This window comes from Mesorhizobium sp. M1006, assembly GCF_040318825.1.
GTDB lineage: Bacteria > Pseudomonadota > Alphaproteobacteria > Rhizobiales > Rhizobiaceae > Mesorhizobium.
This window is the reverse complement of the sequence record NZ_JAMYMZ010000004.1, coordinates 141,558-159,871: the sequence shown is the minus strand read 5'-3', so window position 1 is coordinate 159,871 and position 18,314 is coordinate 141,558. Positions and strand designations below refer to the sequence as shown.

The following is an 18,314-nucleotide window of genomic DNA, read 5'->3' as shown; positions in this document are numbered from 1 at the left end:
GCAATAAAATTGCAACGCACCGACGCTGAGCGCGACCGACATGGACAAGATCGACAGAAGGCTTCTCAACCTGCTCCAGGATGATGCCTCACGAACTAACGCCAAACTGGCGGGGTTAATCGGGCTTTCCCCTTCGAGCTGCCTGCGCCGCATACGACGACTGAAGAAAAGCGGTGTCATCAGCCGCGTCGTCGCGCTTCTCGCACCGGCAAAGGCTGGCCGGGGCTTGAAGGCGATCGTCACCGTCGAACTGGAGCGTCATGGTGAGCAGTATATGCGGGACTTTCTCGAGTTGGCCGCCCAGGAACCGGCCGTCACTCAGGCCCACAGTGTAAGCGGCGAAACCGACGCCGTCCTCATGCTCCGCCTGACGGATATGGAAGAGTTCGATGCGCTGTGCGAGCGACTGTTCCGAGACCGAAGCAACGTCGCGCGGTACCACACGATGTTCGTGATCCGAACGGCCAAAGAAGTGACCGCAATTCCACTGTAGATGTTAGGTTGCGATAGACTTGCTAGGCCGCGAATTCATAAACGAGCATTGGCCGCACGGAGCGCGGCTTGAGCTCGAGCCCAAATCATCCCCCGGCAAGGCGCGGCAGCAGGAAAATCTCCGCCCCTTCCGGCAGTTCTTTCGACCAGGTGTCGCGGTAGATCGTCCCGTCGATGGCGACGGCGATGCCGCGATCGATGTAGGGCTCGAGGCCGGGATACTGCTCAGCCAGTTTCCTGAACAGCTCCCGAATATCCTTCGCCTCGATTTCGACCTTGCTCTTGCCTCCGGCGATCGCGCCGAGCGACCCCCAGAGCGTTACTTCGACCATCAGCCTCCCCGTTCCGCCTCGATCGCCGCCAGGATGCGCGGCGGCGACATCGGGATATGGGTCATGCGCACGCCCGCGGCGTTCGACACCGCATTGGCGATCGCCGCCAGCGGCGGCACGATCGAGGTCTCGCCGACGCCGCGCACCCCGTAGGGATGGTTGGGATTGGGGATCTCGAGGATCTGCGTGTCGATCATCGGCAGGTCCGAGCAGACCGGGATCCGGTAGTCGAGGAAGCCAGGGTTCTGCAGCCGCCCGTCCTTGCCGTAGATATACTCCTCGTTGAGCGCCCAGCCGATGCCTTGTGCGGCACCGCCCTGGTATTGCCCCTCGACATAGGTCGGATGCACCGCCTTGCCGGCGTCCTGAACGACGGTATAGCGCAGCACCCTGGTGGAGCCGGTCTCGGGATCGACCTCGATATCGCAGATATGGGTGGCGAAGGAGACGCCGGCGCCGTCGGCGACGAGTTCACTGTGGCCTGCGATCGGTCCCCCCGTCTTCCCTGACGCGGCTGCGATCTCCTTCAGCGACAATGCTGCAAGGTTGCCGTATTTCTCGCCCTTGGCAATCGCGTGACCTTTTTCCCAGACCACATCGTCGACGGGAATGTCCCACATCTGTGCGGCGCGTTCCCGCAACACCTTGATGGCGTTGCGGGCGGCCGAGATCGTCGCCATGGAGGAGGAGAAGGTGCCGCGGCTGCCGTCCGTCATGTCGTTGTAGCCGAGGCTGGAGGTATCGGCGACCACCGCCTTGACCTGCTCATAGGGGATGCCGAGCTCCTCCGCCGCGACCAGCGAAAGCGACGCGCGGGAACCACCCACATCGACCGTGCCGACGGCAAGCGAGACCGAGCCGTCCATGCCGATGTTGAGGTCGGTGCAGGTCTGGCCACCGAAATTGAACCAGAAGCCGCAGGCCATTCCGCGGCCCTGGTTCTTGCCGAGCGGCGCCTTCATGTGCGGATGGTTCTTCACCGCCTCCAGCGTCGGCCCGATGCCGATCGGGCCGTATACCGGTCCATAGGACGATCTGGTGCCTTCCTGCGCCGCGTTCCTGATCCGGAACTCGACCGGGTCCATGCCGATCTCCTTGGCCAGCTCGTCGACCGCACTTTCCACTGCAAACGCCGCCATCGGAGCCGACGGCGCGCGATAGGCCGCGGTCTTGGGCCGGTTGACCAGCACTTCGTAGCCGACCGTCCTGACGTTCTCGAGCTTGTAGCAGGCAAAGGCCGTCATGGCGCCGATCTCGGCCCACGTACCGGCATAGGGGCCGCAGCTATAGCGCAGCGTCGCCTCGGCCGCCGTGATCGTGCCGTCCTTGCGGGCGCCGATCCGAACGTCGATCGAGGTGGCGCTGGTCGGGCCGGAGGCGCGGAACACCTCGTCGCGCGTCATGACCAGCTTGACCGGCCGCCCGGCCTTGCGTGACAGCGCCAGTGCCACCGGCTCGGCCCAGACATGGGTCTTGCCGCCGAAACCGCCGCCGATCTCCGAGGAGGTGACGCGCAGCTTCGAGGCTTCCATGCCAAGCAGTTGGGCGCAATGTTGGCGGTAGACAAAATGGCCTTGCGTACAGACCCACAGGTCGGCGGTGCCGTCGGAGCTGACATTGGCCACGCAGGCATGCGGCTCGATATAACCCTGGTGCGTCTGCTCGGTCTTGAAGGAGCGCTCGACGACGAAGTCGGCCTGGCCGAAACCTACGTGGATGTCGCCATGGCCGTACTGGGTGCGCTTGGTGACATTGGAAGGCTTGACGGGCTTTTGCTCGAGGCCCTCGGTGAAGATGGCGTCGTTGACCAGAGGTGCGGAGTGCTTCATCGCCTCGTCGACGTCGGTGACATGCGGCAGCACCTCGTAGTCGACCTCGATCAGCTTCAGTGCCTGCCTCGCCGTGCGGGCATCGACCGCAGCCACCGCGGCCACGGCATGGCCGTCATAGAGCGCTTTCTTGCGCGCCATGCAGTTGTCGAGGATGTCGTACATGGCGGCATCGCCGTCGGTGAGGTCGGGCAGGTCGGCCGCGGTGATCACGGCCTTGACGCCGGCGAGCTTCTCCGCCTTCGACGTGTCGATCTTCCTGATCGTGGCATGCGCATGGGGGCTTCTGAGAACGCGCCCGACCAGTTGCCCGGCCATGTTGAAGTCGGCGCCATAGCGTGCGCGGCCCGTCACCTTGTCGACGCCGTCGGGACGGATGGGACGCGTGCCGACAGAGGTGAAATTGCGTCCGGAGTAACGCGGATCGAAATTCATCGTCATGCTCCCTTCATCACGCTGGCCGCGTCCTGAACGGCACGCACGATCTTGTCATAGCCGGTGCAGCGGCAGAGGTTCCCGGCGAGGCCGAAGCGGATCTCCTCCTCGGTCGGATCGGGGTTCTTGGCCAAAAGGTCCTTCGCCGCTATCAAAAAGCCCGGCGTGCAGACGCCGCATTGAAGTGCGGCGTGCTCCAGGAATTTCTGCTGCAGCGGATGCAGCCTGTCGCCGTGCGCCATGCCCTCGATGGTCTCGACGTGCCGGCCCTCGGCCTCCGCGCCGAGCACCAGGCACGAGCACACCAGCCGATCGTCGAGGATGATGCTGCAGGCCCCGCAGTCGCCGGTGCCGCAGCCTTCCTTGGCGCCCGTCAGCCCCAGGCGGTCGCGCAGGACATCAAGCAGCGTCTCGTCCGGCTGGCAAAGGAACTCGACATTGTCGCCGTTGATTGTCGTTGATACTGCCACACCAGCCATCATTTGCCTCCTGCGCGTGCATAGGCGGTCGTGGCGGCCCGCTTGGCCAGCACACCCGCGACTTTCCGTCTGAATTCGATGGTGCCGCGCTTGTCGTCGATCGGCCGGCAGGCGCCCGAGCAGACCTTGGCGAGCCTCTCCAGCGTGGCTTCGTCCAGCTTGGAGCCGATGAGAACCTCGGCGGCCTCCTCGACCAGAATCACCGTCGGCGCCACGGCGCCCAACGCCAGACGGGCGGATTTGACGCGACCTTGCTCATCGAGCGTCAAGTTCACGCCGGCGCTTACCACCGCTATGTCCATCTCCGTGCGCGGAATGAAACGCAGATAGGCATCGCCCGAACGCGGCAGACGGCTGTCGAGCAGGATTGCCTCGATGATCTCGCCCTTGGCCAGCGACGTCTTGCCCGGCCCAGTCGGCACCGCTTGCACGGCAATCGTGCGCCTGGTTCCCGGGCCGACGACCACAGCCTTGGCGCCAGCGGCGACCAGCGCCGGCACGCTGTCGGCGGCCGGCGAGGCGTTGCACAGATTGCCGACGATGGTGCAGCGTCCCTGCACCTGCTTCGAGCCGATCAGCTTGGCCGCTTCGACGACGCCAGGCCATGCCTTCTGCAGGGCCGTGTTCTCGCCCAGCAATGCGCAGGAGACCGCCGCGCCGATGCTGAAGCCCTCGGCTGTTTCCCTGATCTCGCCAAGCCCGTCGATCGCCTTGATATCGACGATCAGGTCGGGTTCGATAAACCCGCCTTTCATTCGCACCAAGAGGTCGCTGCCTCCGGCGAGGATGGCGGCCGTGCCGGCTGATCCGGCCAACTGGCCAACGGCATCTTCCATTGAAAGCGGACGTATGTAGCGCATCGTCTCCCCTTAGTGGTCATAGTCACACCAACTGATATAACCGTCTCTCCACAATGGCCATCCTGTTCGTGCACTCGCGGATTGGGCCAGGCGCCGCAATCTCATTTTGCTCGTCCAACTGGACGCACCGCCAGCCACTAATGCTCGATCGGTCCCTTCGGCATCACCAGCGCGGTGCCGGCTGTCGTCGGGCGCTCGATCATGCGGCGGACGCGCGGTGGCTCGTTGCCGCTGTGCAGCGCCCTTATGCGCTCGCCGATGACGGCGTCGGCGTAGGTGGCGCGCCGATTGTGGCGGATATATTCGACCCAGGTCGGCGTGTGGTAGTGCTCGATCCATATCGAGGGATTTTCGAGATCGCGCGCCAAGGTCCAGTTGCGGGCGCCATCACGGCGGCGGATGCGGCCGCGCTCGGCCATGGTGGCGAGGAATTCCGGTACGTCCTCGTTGCGGATGACATATTCGATCATGATGGCGATGGGACCGCTGCGCGGCTTGAGATCAAGCGCCAGATGCGGCTCCTGAAAACGGTTGAGCGGATCGAGGTTGAGCACGGCCTGCTGCGGCAGCGGCAGCAGCAGGCCGATGGCGCCTCCCGCCAGCATGGCGACGCTGGCCGCCATCAGGGCGACTTCGGCGCCATGCGCGTCGGCAACGACACCCCAGACCCAGCTGCCGAGCGCGATGCCGCCGAAGGTCGCGGTCTGGTAGACCGAAAGCACGCGGCCGACCACCCAGCGCGGCGTCGACATCTGCACGGTGACGTTGAAATGCGACAGCGCCGTCACCCAGCAGGCGCCGCCGAGCAGCAGGCCGAGCGACGTCTGCCAGGCATGATCGCTGACGGCGGCGTTGAAGGCGCAGACGGCGAAGCCGGCGAATGCCATGCGTACCATGGTCTCGCTGGACAGCAGCTGCCGCAGCCTGACGCTGGTCAGCGCGCCGCCGACGGCGCCGATGCCGAAAGCCCCTAACATGATGCCGTAGCTCAGCGCATCGCCCTTGACGACGTCACGCGCGACCAGCGGAAGCAGTGCCAGGACCGCGCCGGCGCTGAAGCCGAAAGCCGAGCTCCTGACCAGCACCTTGCCGATATTGGGCGACATGGCGACATAGCGCAGGCCGGCACCCATGGCGGCGCCCAGCGTCTCGCGCGGCAAGGTCGATGCCGGCAGTTCCGGCTTCCAGCGGGCCAGCACGACGATGAGGCCGACATAGCTCAGCGTGTTGACGGCGAAGGCCGCGGCAGCGCCTGCCGCGGCAACGATGATGCCGCCGATCGCCGGGCCGACGCTGCGCGTCAGGTTGAAGCCCATCGAGTTGAGCGCGATCGCCGCCGGCACCTTGGTGCGAGGCACCATGTCGCCGACCGAAGCCTGCCAGGACGGACTGTTGAGCGCGGTGCCGCTGTCGATCAGGAAGGTGAAGGCGAGCAGCGTCCACGGCGTCATCAGGTCGAGATAGGTGAAGACGGTCAGGAGAGCCGAGACGACGAGCATGAAGATCTGGGCGATCAGCATGACTTTGCGCCGGTTGAAGCTGTCGGCGATGGCGCCGGCCAGCAGCGCGAAGAGCATGATCGGCAAGGTGGTCGAGGCCTGGACCAATGCCACCTGGTAGGACGAGGTGGCGATCGTCGTCATCATCCAGGCGGCGCCAACGCCCTGGATGAGGCCACCGAAGTTGGAGACGAGGCTGGCGGACCACACCGCCCGGAAGATGCCGTGCCGGAACGGCGCCAGCGCCGAGGCGCTTTCGCTTTCCGGTGTGTCGTCGTTCATAAATGCTTTCCCGGGCTCAAATGCGTTTGTTCTTCCGATCAATAGGCCCCGCAAGCCGTGGGTTCAAAAAATAGAACATCATTTCGCAAAGGGCGAACGCATTCTGGAAAAACATCATGGTCCAACAACAGGATAGCGGGCGGGTCAGCGCGTGCCGCCGCAGGCTGAACGATCGGTCAGGCAGGCGGTACCGCTTGCCGAGCGCTGCCATCTGATTGGCAGGCACCGGCGGCACTTCTAGCGGTCCTCGAAGCCGGTCAGCACGCCGACGGCGTTGATGCCGATCTCCTCGACGGCGTAGCCGCCTTCCATGACGAACAGCGTCGGCAGGCCGAGCCTGGCGATGCGGCGGCCGATCCTGGGATAGTCGGGGGTCTTCAGCTTGAACTGGCTGATCGGGTCCTTCTCGAAGGTGTCGACACCGAGTGAAACCACGACAACATCAGGAGCATAAGCCGAAAGCCTCGTGCAAGCGTCCTCGAGTGAGGCGTTCCACACCTCCCAGCCGGTGCCGAAGGGCATCGGGTAATTGTCGTTGAAGCCTTCGCCGTCGCCCTCGCCGCGCTCGTCGGCATGGCCGAGGAAGAAGGGATATTCGGTCATCGGATCGCCATGCAGGTTCAGCACCTGAACGTCACCGCGGCGATAGAATATCTCCTGGGTGCCGTTGCCGTGGTGATAATCGACGTCGAGGATCGAAACGCGCCCGGCGCCATGGTCGCGGAACCATTGCGCGGCGACGGCGGCGTTGTTGATGAAGCAATAGCCGCCCATGAAGGCCGCCCCCGCATGGTGCCCTGGCGGGCGGCACAGCGCGAAGGCGGAAGGCTCACCGGCCTTGACCAGCGCGGCGGCGGTCAACGCGACGTCATAGGACGACTTGATCGCATCCCATGTGCCTTTGACGAACGTCGCGCCACCGTCGAAGGAGTAGAAGCCGAGCAGCGCATCGATGCCTTTCGGGCGCACGTCGCCGCGCAGGCCGCGCGTCGGCCAGGTGAAGGGAATGGCCGAACCGCTGCGGCCCGATGCTTCCCAGAGCGGCCACACGGTCGGCAGGAAATCGATGTAGTCGCTGGCATGCACCTTCCTGGCGGCGGCGAGGTCGTGGCTTTCCGGCGGCAGGATCGGACCGAGCTTCTCGCTCTCCACCCGCGCCCTGATGAACTCGGCGCGCGACGGCTTTTCAAAGGCCGGCACGATGGCGCCGGCGATCAATTCGACATTGCCGGAATGGCCGGCATGGAAAGGCGAAAAAACAGTCTTCATGAAATTGTTCCGTGGTGAGACGCGGCGACCCTAACCGTCCTGCACTGCCTTTCACAAGGCGCTGGGCCAACCAGCCATGGCTTGCTGGCCCGGCAGCCGGTCGTCTAGCCTGCCGGCAGCGCAACCGACCTGCGGGTAATCATGAGTTCAAATGCCGACCTGATCGTCACCAATGCCCGTGTGCTGACCATGGACGAAGGCAATCCGACAGCCGAAGCGGTGGCGATAAAGGACGGCAACATCCTGGCGGTTGGCGATCGCCGGACGATCGAGGCGCTGAAAGGGCCGGCCACGAAGATCATCGATGCGCAAGGCGGTTCGGTGGTGCCGGGCTTCATCGAAGCACATATGCACCTTTTCGGCGGCGCCGCCGAACTGGACAATCTGCACCTTCAGGGCGTGCATGGCTTCGATGCGCTGAGCGACGCGATCCGCGCCTACGCTGCGGCACGGCCGAACGCCAAATTGCTGCTTGGGGCCGGCGTCGACTATACCATCCTTTCCAAGGAAGAGCCGGTCACCCGCCATCATCTCGACCGCATCATCGCCGACCGGCCGTTCGCCATGTCGGCTTCCGATCACCACACGATGTGGGCCAACACCAAGGCGCTGAAGCTGGCCGGCATCCTGCACGGCAAGCAACTCGGCCCCGGCAACGAGATCGTCATGGGCGCCGACGGCCTCGCGGCCGGCGAATTGCGTGAGGGCGAGGCGTTTGGGCCGATCCTCGAGCTTTCCGGGCAGAACCGCGTGCGGCTCGGCCTTGCGACAGGCGGCGAGCCCGAACCGTACCCCTCCGCAGCCGAAGTCGCGGCCGATCGCGACCTGATGCATCGCGGTCTGGAATGGTGCGCCCGCCACGGCATCACCTCGATCCAGAACATGGACGGCAATCTCTACCAGCTCGAACTGCTTGCCGGTTTGGAGCAGGAAGGGCGGCTGCTCTGCCGCACCAAGATACCTTTTCATTTCAAGAACTTCATGACGCTCGACAAGCTGGAAAAGGCATCGAGCATGGCCAACTCCTATCGATCGGAATGGCTGTCGTCCGGCATGGTCAAGATGTTTTACGACGGCGTGCTGGAAGGCTGGACCGCGGTCATGGTCGACGACTATGCCGACCGGCCGGGCTGGCGCGGTGAGCCGCTGTTCACGCCAGAGCATTTCGCCGAGGTGGCAGTGGAGGCCGACCGGCGCGGCCTGCAGATCGCCGTGCATTCGATAGGCGACGGCGCTGTGCGCGCGGTCCTCGACGGTTACGAGGCGGCGCGGCGGAAGAACGGCAGGCGCGACAGCCGGCACCGGGTCGAGCACATCGAGGTCACCACTGCCGCCGACGTGCCGCGCTTTGCCGAACTCGGCGTCGTCGCCTCGATGCAGCCGCCGCACCCGCCCGGCGCCATGGACTTCCCGCTGGAGCCGACGCTCTCGCGCATTGGCCGCGAAAGATGGCCGCTCAGCTATGCCTGGCGGACGCTGAAGCAGGCGGGCGCGCATGTCGTTTTCGCTTCCGACTGGCCGGTGTCGCGGGTCGACCCGATCCTGGGCATTCAGGCGGCGGTGCTGCGCAAACCTTGGGCAGAGGGCGATCCCGACCAGAGCTTCTCGCTGCTGGAAGCGCTTGCGGGCTATACGGTCGAAGGGGCCTATGCCGAATTCATGGAACACCGTAAGGGCCGGCTGAAACCAGGCTATCTGGCCGATCTGGTGGTGCTGTCGGCCGATATCGAGGCAACTGAACCGGCTTCCTTGCACAAGGTGCGTTCGGTCAGCACCATCTGCGGCGGCAAGATCACTTACCGGGGTTGATGATGGCGCTGACTATGGCATGGGGCTTGCGTTCTGAACCGAGATCCAGATGCATGGTTGCCAAGCCGACCGGCATATGCTGACAATCGAATGGGAACTGGATCCGCCATCAAGAGCGGACATGAAAATGGGGTAATGCGTGCCGGATCAACCGGGTAAGAGTGCAATCGAGGTCCGCAGCGTCCGCAAGGTGTTCGGTACCGGGGACGCACAAGTCGCCGCTCTCGACACGGTTTCGGTGTCGATCCGCGAGAACGAGTTCTTCACGCTGCTGGGGCCGTCGGGCTGCGGAAAGACGACGCTGCTCAGGCTGATCGCCGGCTTCGATTTTCCCAGCGAAGGCGAAATCCTGCTGCACGGCCACGACATCGCGCCGCTGCCGCCGTTCAAGCGGCCGGTCAACACCGTCTTCCAGTCCTATGCGCTGTTCCCGCACATGACAGTGGCCGAGAATATCGGCTTCGGGCTGGAGATGCTGGGCAAGCCGAAGACCGAAATCAAGGCGCGCGTCGCCGAGATGCTGAAGTTGGTCAAGATGGAGGCGCTGAGTGCCCGCCGCACCAGCCAGATCTCCGGCGGCCAGCAGCAGCGCGTCGCACTGGCCCGCGCGCTGGCGCCGCAGCCGAAAGTGCTGTTGCTCGACGAGCCGCTGTCGGCACTCGACTACAAGCTGCGCAAGGAAATGCAGATCGAACTGAAACGGCTGCAGCACCAGACCGGCATCACCTTCATCTTCGTCACCCATGACCAGGAAGAAGCGCTGACCATGTCCGACCGCATCGCCGTGATGTCGGCCGGCAAGATCCTGCAGGTCGGCACGCCCTGGGACATCTATGACAAGCCGGCCGAGCGCTTCGTCGCCGACTTCATCGGCGAAACCAATTTCCTGACCGCGGCCATCACCGGCATCGGCAACGGCAAGGCGCGCGCGACACTAAAATCCGGCGCGACGATCGACGCGACGGTGGCTGAGGGCTTCCAGCCGAAGGAGAATGCGACGCTGGTGGTCAGGCCGGAACACGCCAAGCTGACCGGCGGCAAGGGCGATCTTTCCGGAACCGTCGAAAACATCGTCTATTTCGGCACCGACACGCATATTCATGTCCAACTGGACAGCGGCGAAGCCTTCACCGTGCGCCAGCAGAACACGCGCAGCGCAGGCTGCGGTTTCGAGCGGGGCGACAAGGTCGGCGTCTCGATCGGCAACGACGCCGCGCAAGTGCTGAGGGATTGATGGCAGTCACGTTTTCCCAAGCTGCATTGTTCGAAGCAGAGGCGGAGAAGGCCAGCGCCAGGCGCCACCGCCTGCTTTCGTTACCAGCTTTGATAATCATCGGCATTTTCGGCGTGCTGCCGCTTCTCATCATCCTCATCTATTCATTTCTTGCCGCAGCACCTTACGGCGGCGTGCAGTGGAAGTTCTCGACAGACGCCTATCTGAACTTCCTGTTCCAGCGCGATATTTTCGACGACACGCTGCAGTTTACGCCGGATTTTCTGATTATCTATCTGCGCTCGTTCGTCTTCGCCGTGGTGACGACGGTCATCTGCCTGCTGCTCGGCTTTCCGACAGCCTATTTCATGGCCACGCGACCGCCGGCGCAGCGCAACTGGTGGGTGCTGCTGATCACCATCCCGTTCTGGTCGAACCTGCTGGTGCGCACGCTCGCCATCATGTTCATCATCCGCGACGAGGGCCTCATCAACAACGCACTGATGGCTCTGGGGGTGATCGAGAAACCTATCACCATGCTCTACACCAACTTCGCCATCCAGCTCGGCCTGTTGTACTCGTTCCTGCCGTTCATGGTGCTGCCGCTCTATTCCAGCCTGGAGAAGCTGGATTTCCGGCTGGTCGAGGCCGCCTACGATCTCTATGCGACCCGTCGGCAGGTGCTATGGCGGGTGATCATCCCGCTGTCGCTGCCCGGCATCATCGCCGGCTGCCTGCTTGTGTTCATTCCGGCCCTCGGCGCCTATGTGACGCCGCTGATCCTCGGCGGCGGTATCCACCTGATGATCGGCGATCTCATCGCCCAGCAATTCGGCTCCGGGCGCAACTGGCCGCTCGGCTGCGCGCAGGCGCTGATCCTGATGGCAGCGGTGCTGGTCGCGCTCTACTTCTATGTCCGCAACACGTCGGGGAAGATGAGGCATGGCTGACCCCCGCAGCGCCGATATCAAGGACCAACCGGGCTTCCGCTCGATCGCCATCATCTGCCTTTGCGTGCTCTACGCGCCGATCCTGATCCTGATGATCTTTTCGCTGAACACCGGGTCGCTGGTCACTCGTTGGGAAGGCATCGGCTTTAGTTGGTATGGCAGTGCGCTGCTCAACGAGGAATTCCACAACGCCGCCAAGAACACGCTGATCATCTCGGTGAGCGCCACCATCATCTCGACGATCGCGGCGACGCTGGCGGCGATCGGCATGACCCGGGTGAAGCCGTGGCGCGGGCTGTCGGCCGCCTTCATGGTCATCAACCTGCCGCTGATGGTGCCGGAAATCATTACGGCGGTGGCAACGCTCTCGTTCTTTGCGCTGATCGCGGGCACTCTCGGGCTCAATTTCGGCATCGGCAATCTGATCCTCGCCCACACCGTCTTTTGCATTCCTTTCGCCTATATGCCGATCCGGGCGCGTCTCGAGGACATGGATCTGACGCTCGAAGCTGCCGCGGCCGATCTCTATGCCACGCCCTGGCATGCTTTCCGGCGCATAACGCTGCCATTGCTGGTTCCCGGCATCCTGTCGGGTGGGGCGCTCGCCTTCATCGTCTCCTTCGACGATTTCACCATCACGCAGCTGGTCGCCGGCCCCGGGCAGACGACGCTGCCCCTCTACATCTGGAACCAGATCAGGCGGCCGATGACGCCGGAGATCAATGCCATCTCCACCATCCTGCTGCTGGTGTCGATCCTGTTCGTCTCGATATCGTTCCTGATCGCGCGCCGCCGCGCCAAGTGAGTCAATGGGAAGGCAAAGGAGACTGTGATGTCTAGGAAACTGATGGCTGCCGTTTCGACGGCAGCACTTTTATGGGCAGTACCTGCACTCGCCGATGGTGAGCTGCACATCTACAATTGGGGTGATTACACCAACCCCAAGCTGATCGAGAAATTCGAAAAACAATACAACGTCAAGGTGACGCTGGACGACTACGATTCCAACGAGACCATGCTGTCGAAGGTGCGCGCCGGCAATTCCGGCTACGACATCGTCGTCCCGTCCGACTACACCGTGAAGATCATGATCGATGAGGGCCTGCTCGAAAAGACCGAGCCCAATGCGATGCCGAACGGCAAGAACCTCGACCCGCGCTTCGTCGACATCTACTGGGATAGTGGCCGTCACTACACCGTGCCGTGGCAGTTCGGCACCACCGCGTTCGAAGTCAACACCGACAAATACAAGGGCGACATCGACACGCTGGCAATCCTGTTCGACCCGCCGGACGAGTTGAAAGGCCAGATCAACATGCTCGACGATGTCAACACCGTGATGCACGCGGCCGAGCGCTATGCCGGCGTGCCGCGTTGCGGCGCCGACAAGGCCAATCTGAAGAAGGTCAACGACATTCTCATGGCCGCCAAGCCGTCATGGAAGACCTTCAGCTACGACACCATCACCAAGATCACCTCGGGCGATGTGATCGTCACGGAGGCGTGGAACGGCGCAACCTATCGTGCGCGCCAGAAAATTCCGGCGATCAAATACGCCTATCCCAAGGAAGGCATCGAAGGCTGGATGGACAATGTGGCCGTGTTGAAGGGCGCGAAGAACCTTGAAAATGCGAAGCTGTTCCAGGACTTCGTCATGGCTCCGGAAAACGCGGCGCTGATTTCGGAATTCGCCGGCTACGACAACGGCATTACCGGCAGTCACAAGTTCCTGTCGCCGGATTTCGCCAGCGCGCCGGAAATCAATCCACCGGCTGGTGCGCCGACTGCGGAATTCGTGCCACCTTGCCCACCGGAAGTGGTCGAGATCTACAACAAGATCTGGACCAATCTGCGCAAATAGGCTCGACGTGGGATCGATCGAAGGGAGGCTTCGGCCTCCCTTCTTTGCGACAAGGGGATTGGATGAAATCTTATCGCAACAGCGAACCGGCGCCGCCGATCATGCAGGGTTCGCCGCCGCGGATGGTGCCGCCGAAGCTCGACTGGGACCGGCCGCCATGGAATCGTTGGGCGTTCCAGCACATCCGCGAATTTCTGCCGACCGTCGAAGTCTGGCGCGGCAATGGCCATCGGCATCGCTTCGAGCGCGCCGAGGTCGATCTCGACGCGCTGTCGGTGAATGACAGCATGGGGCAGCCGACGACGCTCGCCGGACTGCTCGATGAGACCTATACGGACGGGTTTCTCGTGCTCAAGGACGGCAAGGTCGCCTATGAGCGCTATTTCAACGGCATGGCCGAACGGACGCTGCATCTATCACAGTCGATGGCGAAGTCTGTCACGGCCTCGGTGTTCGGCATACTGGTCGGGCGCGGGCTGATCGATCCGGCCTTGCCGGTGACGGCCTATCTGCCGGAGCTGGAAGCGACCGGCTGGGCAGGCGCCAGCGTGCAGCATGTGCTCGACATGACGAGCGGGGTGCGCTTTTCCGAGGAATACACCGACCCCTATTCCGATATCGGCCAGGTCGATGTCGCCACCAGCTGGAAGCCGGTGCCGCCGGGCAGCGATCCGGCCTTCCGCTGGCCATCGCATATGTTCGAACTGATCCTGGGGGTCAAGGAAAAGAGCCGGCCGCACGGCGCTGCCTTCGAATACCGCTCGATCGAGACCGACGTGCTTGCCTTCATCATGGAACGGGTGAGCGGCAAACGGCTGGCGCAGCTGGTTTCGGACGAACTCTGGCAAAAACTCGGCGCCGATGAAAGTGCCTGCTTTACCGTCGACAGCGCCGGTTATGCGGTCGCCGACGGGGGCTTCAACGCCACGCTGCGCGACTATGGCCGCTTCGGCCAGCTGATCCTCGACAATGGGGGCGGCATCGTGCCGGCCGACTGGATCGAGGCGACGCGCAATGGCAGGCATGGACCGGATTTCAGTCCCAGCCTGCCGGAAGGCAGCTACCGCAACCAGTTCTGGATCGAGGACCCGCGCTCGCGCGCGCTGATGTGCCGGGGCGTGTTCGGGCAGCTGATCCACATCGACTGGAATATGAAAATGGTCGTGGTGAAGCTTTCGAGCTATCCGGATTTTACCAACGTCGCCTATTCGGTGGCCACTCTGAAAGCCGTGCACGCCATTGCCGCGGCGCTCGCCTAGAACGCCAAAGACCCGGAAGGAAGCGCCTATGGCTGGCAAGACCGCGTTCGAGACCAGGTATGGCTTTGCCCGCAATGAGGTTCTGCTCGGCAACTGGCGGGAAAGCCCGTTCAGCCGGTGGTCGTTCCAGAATGTCGGCGAGCTGGTGCCGAGCGCTGCCGTGGCGGCAAGGCCGGGCAGCAGCGAGGCGCCGGCGCAGGATTTCGGCGGGCTACTTGGCGAAAAGGTCGCTCTTGCAGGCGGCGCGGAGACGGTCGCGGCTTTTCTCAGGCGCTCCGATACCGACGCGCTGACGATCATGAAACGCGGCAAATTCGTCGGCGACTGGTTCGCGCCGCATATGGAGTTTGGGGCGCGCCACATCGTCTTTTCGATCAGCAAGTCGCTGACCGCCATTGTTGCCGGCATATTGGAAGGCGAGGGGATTTTCGATCCGCAGGCACCGGTAAGCCGCTATCTGCCCGAAGCCGCCGGCTCGGCCTATGGCGATGCGCGTGTGCGGCACGTGCTCGACATGAGTGTCAGCCTCGATTTCGAAGAGGCCTATCTCGATCCGGAAAGCGCCTTCGCCCGCTACCGCCGCGCCATGCTGTGGAATCCGGGCGGGGGCATCGAGAGCCTGGCCACTTTCCTCATGACGCTGCAGGGCCTGGCCGAGCCGCATGGCCGGACGTTCCGCTACCGCTCGCCCAATTCCGACCTGCTCGGCATCCTGCTCGAACGTGCGTCGGGCCGGCGCTTCGCCGATCTGATGCGCGAAAAATTATGGGAGCCTCTCGGCGCCGTCAGCGACGCCTCGGTGACAGTCGACACGGAAGGCACGGCGCGCACTGCCGGCGGCATTTCGGTGACGCCGCGCGACCTTGCACGCGTCGGCGAGATGATGCGGCAAGGCGGCGTGGCCAATGGCCGCCGCGTCGTCCCGGAAGCCTGGATGCGTGACACGACCGAAACTGGCGGTGACGCCGGGGCCTGGCGGCGCGGCACGATGGCGTTCCTGTTTCAGCGTGGCCGCTATCGCAACAAATGGTACCAGACGGGCGCGGCAAGCGGCGCCTTCTGCGGCATCGGCATCCACGGCCAGTGGCTTTACGTCAATCCGAAGGCCGAAATGGTAATCGCAAAGATGTCGTCGCAGCCGGTACCGGTCGACGATCCGCTCGATCTGGATATGATTTCTTTCTTCGAGGCGCTGAGCCGGATGGTCTGATCCATCCAGACGCCCCGACCTTTCCTGTGGACCTCTCGCCGGGTTGAAAATGGCGCAGTTGGCGCGGCAGTGCTCTGCGCCTATGGTCGCTGCTCGTTTCGACTAGCGACAGGTACGACATGGCAGCCGACATCAAGCGCATCGCAACCATCATAGCCGCCGAGATCGCCGCCCGGCCCGAGCAGGCCGCGGCGGCGATCGGCTTGCTCGATGACGGTGCGACCGTGCCGTTCGTGGCGCGCTACCGCAAGGAGGTCACCGGCGGCCTCGACGACACGCAGCTGCGCGACCTCGCCGAGCGGCTCGCCTATCTGCGCGAACTCGACGCGCGCCGCGACACCATCCTTGGTTCGATCCGCGAGCAGGGCAAGCTGACCGAGGAGCTCGAAGCAAAGATCGCTGCAGCCGCTACCAAGGCCGAACTCGAAGACATCTACCTGCCTTACAAGCCGAAGCGCCGGACCAAGTCCGAGATCGCACGCGAGCGCGGGCTCGGGCCTCTGGCGGAAGCTATTCTCGCCGACCGTACGGCTGTACCCGCCGAGCTGGCGCTGGCCTACATCAGCGAGGACGTGGCCGACGCCAAGGCGGCGCTCGAGGGTGCGCGCGACATCCTGTCCGAACAGTTCGCCGAGAATGCCGACCTGGTCGGCAGATTGCGGACCTACATGAAGGAACGCGCCTTCCTGCGCTCGCGCGTCGTCGACGGCAAGCAGGAGGCCGGCGCGAAATTTTCCGACTATTTCGACCATGTCGAGCGCTGGGCCAACGTGCCGAGTCATCGCGCGCTGGCCATGTTGCGCGGCCGCAACGAGGAGGTTCTGTCGCTCGACATCGAAGTCGATGCCGATGACGCCTCTCCGGTGAAACCGGTTGAGCGGATGATCGCCGACGCCTACGCCATCGGCCGCCAGTTGCCGGGAGACCGCTGGCTGATGGAGGTCGCCGGCTGGACCTGGCGCATAAAGCTGTCGCTGCACCTGACGCTCGATCTGATGCGCGATCTGCGCGAGCGGGCCGAAGAAGAAGCCATCCATGTCTTCGCCCGCAATCTCAAGGATTTGCTGCTTGCCGCGCCCGCCGGCTCGCGGCCGACGATGGGGCTCGATCCGGGCATTCGCACCGGCGTCAAGGTGGCGGTGGTGGACGGCACCGGCAAGCTGCTGGCGACGACAACGGTCTATCCGTTCCCGCCGAAGAACGACGTGCGCGGCACGCAGGCCGAACTGGCCAAGCTCATCCGGCTGCACAAGGTCGAGCTGATCTCGATCGGCAATGGTACCGGCAGCCGCGAGACCGAAAGGCTGGTGGCCGACATGCTGGCTGATATGCCTGCCGGGTCCGGGCCGAAGCCGCTCAAGGTGATCGTCAGCGAAGCCGGTGCCTCGGTCTATTCCGCCTCGGCAGCGGCGGCAGCTGAATTTCCAGGCCTCGACGTGTCGCTGCGCGGGGCGGTGTCAATCGCGCGGCGCCTGCAGGATCCGCTCGCCGAACTGGTCAAGATCGAGCCCAAGTCGATCGGCGTCGGCCAGTACCAGCACGACGTCGATCAGTACCGCCTCGGCCGCTCGCTGGAAGCCGTGGTCGAGGATGCGGTCAACGCCGTCGGCGTCGATCTCAACACGGCGTCCGCACCGCTTCTGGCGCGCGTTTCGGGTCTCGGCGCATCGCTGGCCGAGGCGATCGTTGCGCATCGCGATGCCTCCGGCCCGTTCGCCAGCCGCCGCGAACTGTTGAAGGTCTCCCGCCTTGGACCCCGCGCGTTCGAGCAATGCGCCGGCTTCCTGCGCATTCCAAACGGCAGCGAACCCCTCGATGCCTCGGCCGTGCATCCGGAGGCCTATGGCGTTGCCAAGAAGATCGTCGCGGCCTGCGGGCGCGACGTCCGCTCGCTGATGGGCGACAGCGCCGCACTCAAGGCGCTCGATCCGCGCGTCTTCGTCGATGAGCGCTTCGGCCTGCCGACGGTGCGCGACATCCTGGCGGAGCTGGAAAAGCCCGGCCGCGATCCGCGCCCCGGCTTCAAGACCGCGACCTTTGCCGACGGCATCGACGACATCAAGGATCTGAAGCCCGGCATGCAGCTTGAAGGCACCGTCACCAATGTCGCGGCCTTCGGCGCCTTCGTCGATATCGGCGTGCACCAGGACGGATTGGTGCACGTCTCGCAACTGGCCGATCGGTTCATCAAGGACGCGCATGAGGTGGTCAAGGCCGGCGACGTGGTCAAGGTGCGTGTCGTCGATGTCGATATCAAGCGCAAGCGCATCGGCCTGTCGATGCGCAAGGATGGTGGCGGTGGCGCACCGAAGCCGCGCGACAATGGCGGCAGGCCGGTGCCGCGCGCGCCCGCGCCCCAACGCCAGCCGGAGCGGCCGGTGCAGCAGGGCGCGTTCGGCGCCGCTTTGGCCGATGCGTTGAAGCGGAAGTAATTTCGCGAGCCGGGCTGCGCCGCCAGGTCAGACGGCGGCGCTCGACATTGATGATCCATCACCAATGCTCATGGATCGGCGAAGCTATTTCGTTTGATTTTTT

Annotated in this window: 15 protein-coding genes; 9 read left to right on the top strand and 6 right to left on the bottom strand. The window is 64.0% G+C overall.

Annotation, left to right across the window (positions count from 1 at the left end):
- Positions 1–40 precede the first annotated feature (40 nt).
- Positions 41–493: an Lrp/AsnC family transcriptional regulator gene (locus tag NKH60_RS05415; RefSeq protein ID WP_352682548.1), complete on the top strand. Its 453-nt coding sequence runs from the start codon at positions 41–43 to the stop codon at positions 491–493.
- 85 nt (positions 494–578) lie between these two features.
- Here NKH60_RS05415 and NKH60_RS05410 read toward each other — a convergent pair whose 3' ends face one another.
- From NKH60_RS05410 to NKH60_RS05385, 6 genes are all read right to left on the bottom strand, one after another.
- Positions 579–824 (bottom strand): MoaD/ThiS family protein, encoded by a 246-nt coding sequence (locus NKH60_RS05410; RefSeq protein ID WP_023675441.1) that lies wholly within the window; start codon positions 822–824, stop codon positions 579–581.
- Positions 824–3,088: a xanthine dehydrogenase family protein molybdopterin-binding subunit gene (locus NKH60_RS05405; protein ID WP_352767312.1), complete on the bottom strand. Its 2,265-nt coding sequence runs from the start codon at positions 3,086–3,088 to the stop codon at positions 824–826. The genes NKH60_RS05410 and NKH60_RS05405 overlap by 1 nt, the downstream gene beginning before the upstream one ends.
- Positions 3,089–3,090: 2 nt before the next feature.
- Entirely contained in the window at positions 3,091–3,567 is a 477-nt protein-coding gene (locus NKH60_RS05400; RefSeq protein ID WP_352539334.1) for a (2Fe-2S)-binding protein, read from the bottom strand.
- Entirely contained in the window at positions 3,567–4,427 is an 861-nt protein-coding gene (locus NKH60_RS05395; protein ID WP_352742808.1) for an FAD binding domain-containing protein, read from the bottom strand. The genes NKH60_RS05400 and NKH60_RS05395 overlap by 1 nt, the downstream gene beginning before the upstream one ends.
- 137 nt (positions 4,428–4,564) lie before the next feature.
- On the bottom strand, positions 4,565–6,208 hold the full coding sequence (locus NKH60_RS05390; protein ID WP_352469562.1) for an MFS transporter: 1,644 nt from the start codon (positions 6,206–6,208) through the stop codon (positions 4,565–4,567).
- Positions 6,209–6,445: 237 nt separating this feature from the next.
- The gene (locus NKH60_RS05385) at positions 6,446–7,477 is read right to left on the bottom strand and encodes a histone deacetylase family protein (RefSeq protein ID WP_352539331.1); all 1,032 of its coding nucleotides are present in this window, start codon (positions 7,475–7,477) and stop codon (positions 6,446–6,448) included.
- A 141-nt stretch (positions 7,478–7,618) separates the two neighbouring features.
- Between NKH60_RS05385 and NKH60_RS05380 the strand changes: the two genes are divergently transcribed.
- The 8 genes from NKH60_RS05380 (at position 7,619) to NKH60_RS05345 (ending at position 18,211) form a co-directional block, all read left to right on the top strand.
- A complete protein-coding gene (locus NKH60_RS05380; protein WP_352814309.1) occupies positions 7,619–9,286 on the top strand; it encodes an amidohydrolase in 1,668 nt (555 codons plus the stop codon).
- Positions 9,287–9,425: 139 nt separating this feature from the next.
- Positions 9,426–10,520 (top strand): ABC transporter ATP-binding protein, encoded by a 1,095-nt coding sequence (locus tag NKH60_RS05375; RefSeq protein WP_352767160.1) that lies wholly within the window; start codon positions 9,426–9,428, stop codon positions 10,518–10,520.
- A complete protein-coding gene (locus NKH60_RS05370; RefSeq protein WP_352524553.1) occupies positions 10,520–11,449 on the top strand; it encodes an ABC transporter permease in 930 nt (309 codons plus the stop codon). The genes NKH60_RS05375 and NKH60_RS05370 overlap by 1 nt, the downstream gene beginning before the upstream one ends.
- Positions 11,442–12,254: an ABC transporter permease gene (locus tag NKH60_RS05365; RefSeq protein WP_352833781.1), complete on the top strand. Its 813-nt coding sequence runs from the start codon at positions 11,442–11,444 to the stop codon at positions 12,252–12,254. Before NKH60_RS05370 ends, NKH60_RS05365 begins: the two co-directional genes overlap by 8 nt.
- Before the next feature lie 27 nt (positions 12,255–12,281).
- Complete coding sequence (locus tag NKH60_RS05360; protein ID WP_352524551.1) at positions 12,282–13,310, top strand: extracellular solute-binding protein; 1,029 nt, start codon at positions 12,282–12,284, stop codon at positions 13,308–13,310.
- A 62-nt stretch (positions 13,311–13,372) separates the two neighbouring features.
- Entirely contained in the window at positions 13,373–14,569 is a 1,197-nt protein-coding gene (locus tag NKH60_RS05355; RefSeq protein WP_352833783.1) for a serine hydrolase domain-containing protein, read from the top strand.
- A gap of 28 nt (positions 14,570–14,597) precedes the next feature.
- Positions 14,598–15,779 (top strand): serine hydrolase domain-containing protein, encoded by a 1,182-nt coding sequence (locus NKH60_RS05350; RefSeq protein WP_352871401.1) that lies wholly within the window; start codon positions 14,598–14,600, stop codon positions 15,777–15,779.
- 119 nt (positions 15,780–15,898) lie between these two features.
- Complete coding sequence (locus tag NKH60_RS05345) at positions 15,899–18,211, top strand: Tex family protein (RefSeq protein WP_352850062.1); 2,313 nt, start codon at positions 15,899–15,901, stop codon at positions 18,209–18,211.
- Positions 18,212–18,314: the final 103 nt, after the last annotated feature.

Excerpts from the sequence above, each read along its gene's own strand:
- NKH60_RS05415 (WP_352682548.1), top strand. The coding sequence starts at position 41 with ATGGACAAGATCGACAGAAGGCTTCTCAACCTGCTCCAGGATGATGCC.
- NKH60_RS05410 (WP_023675441.1), bottom strand. The coding sequence starts at position 824 with ATGGTCGAAGTAACGCTCTGGGGGTCGCTCGGCGCGATCGCCGGAGGC.
- NKH60_RS05405 (WP_352767312.1), bottom strand. The coding sequence starts at position 3,088 with ATGAATTTCGATCCGCGTTACTCCGGACGCAATTTCACCTCTGTCGGC.
- NKH60_RS05400 (WP_352539334.1), bottom strand. The coding sequence starts at position 3,567 with ATGGCTGGTGTGGCAGTATCAACGACAATCAACGGCGACAATGTCGAG.
- NKH60_RS05395 (WP_352742808.1), bottom strand. The coding sequence starts at position 4,427 with ATGCGCTACATACGTCCGCTTTCAATGGAAGATGCCGTTGGCCAGTTG.
- NKH60_RS05390 (WP_352469562.1), bottom strand. The coding sequence starts at position 6,208 with ATGAACGACGACACACCGGAAAGCGAAAGCGCCTCGGCGCTGGCGCCG.
- NKH60_RS05385 (WP_352539331.1), bottom strand. The coding sequence starts at position 7,477 with ATGAAGACTGTTTTTTCGCCTTTCCATGCCGGCCATTCCGGCAATGTC.
- NKH60_RS05380 (WP_352814309.1), top strand. The coding sequence starts at position 7,619 with ATGAGTTCAAATGCCGACCTGATCGTCACCAATGCCCGTGTGCTGACC.
- NKH60_RS05370 (WP_352524553.1), top strand. The coding sequence starts at position 10,520 with ATGGCAGTCACGTTTTCCCAAGCTGCATTGTTCGAAGCAGAGGCGGAG.
- NKH60_RS05365 (WP_352833781.1), top strand. The coding sequence starts at position 11,442 with ATGGCTGACCCCCGCAGCGCCGATATCAAGGACCAACCGGGCTTCCGC.
- NKH60_RS05360 (WP_352524551.1), top strand. The coding sequence starts at position 12,282 with ATGTCTAGGAAACTGATGGCTGCCGTTTCGACGGCAGCACTTTTATGG.
- NKH60_RS05355 (WP_352833783.1), top strand. The coding sequence starts at position 13,373 with ATGAAATCTTATCGCAACAGCGAACCGGCGCCGCCGATCATGCAGGGT.
- NKH60_RS05350 (WP_352871401.1), top strand. The coding sequence starts at position 14,598 with ATGGCTGGCAAGACCGCGTTCGAGACCAGGTATGGCTTTGCCCGCAAT.
- NKH60_RS05345 (WP_352850062.1), top strand. The coding sequence starts at position 15,899 with ATGGCAGCCGACATCAAGCGCATCGCAACCATCATAGCCGCCGAGATC.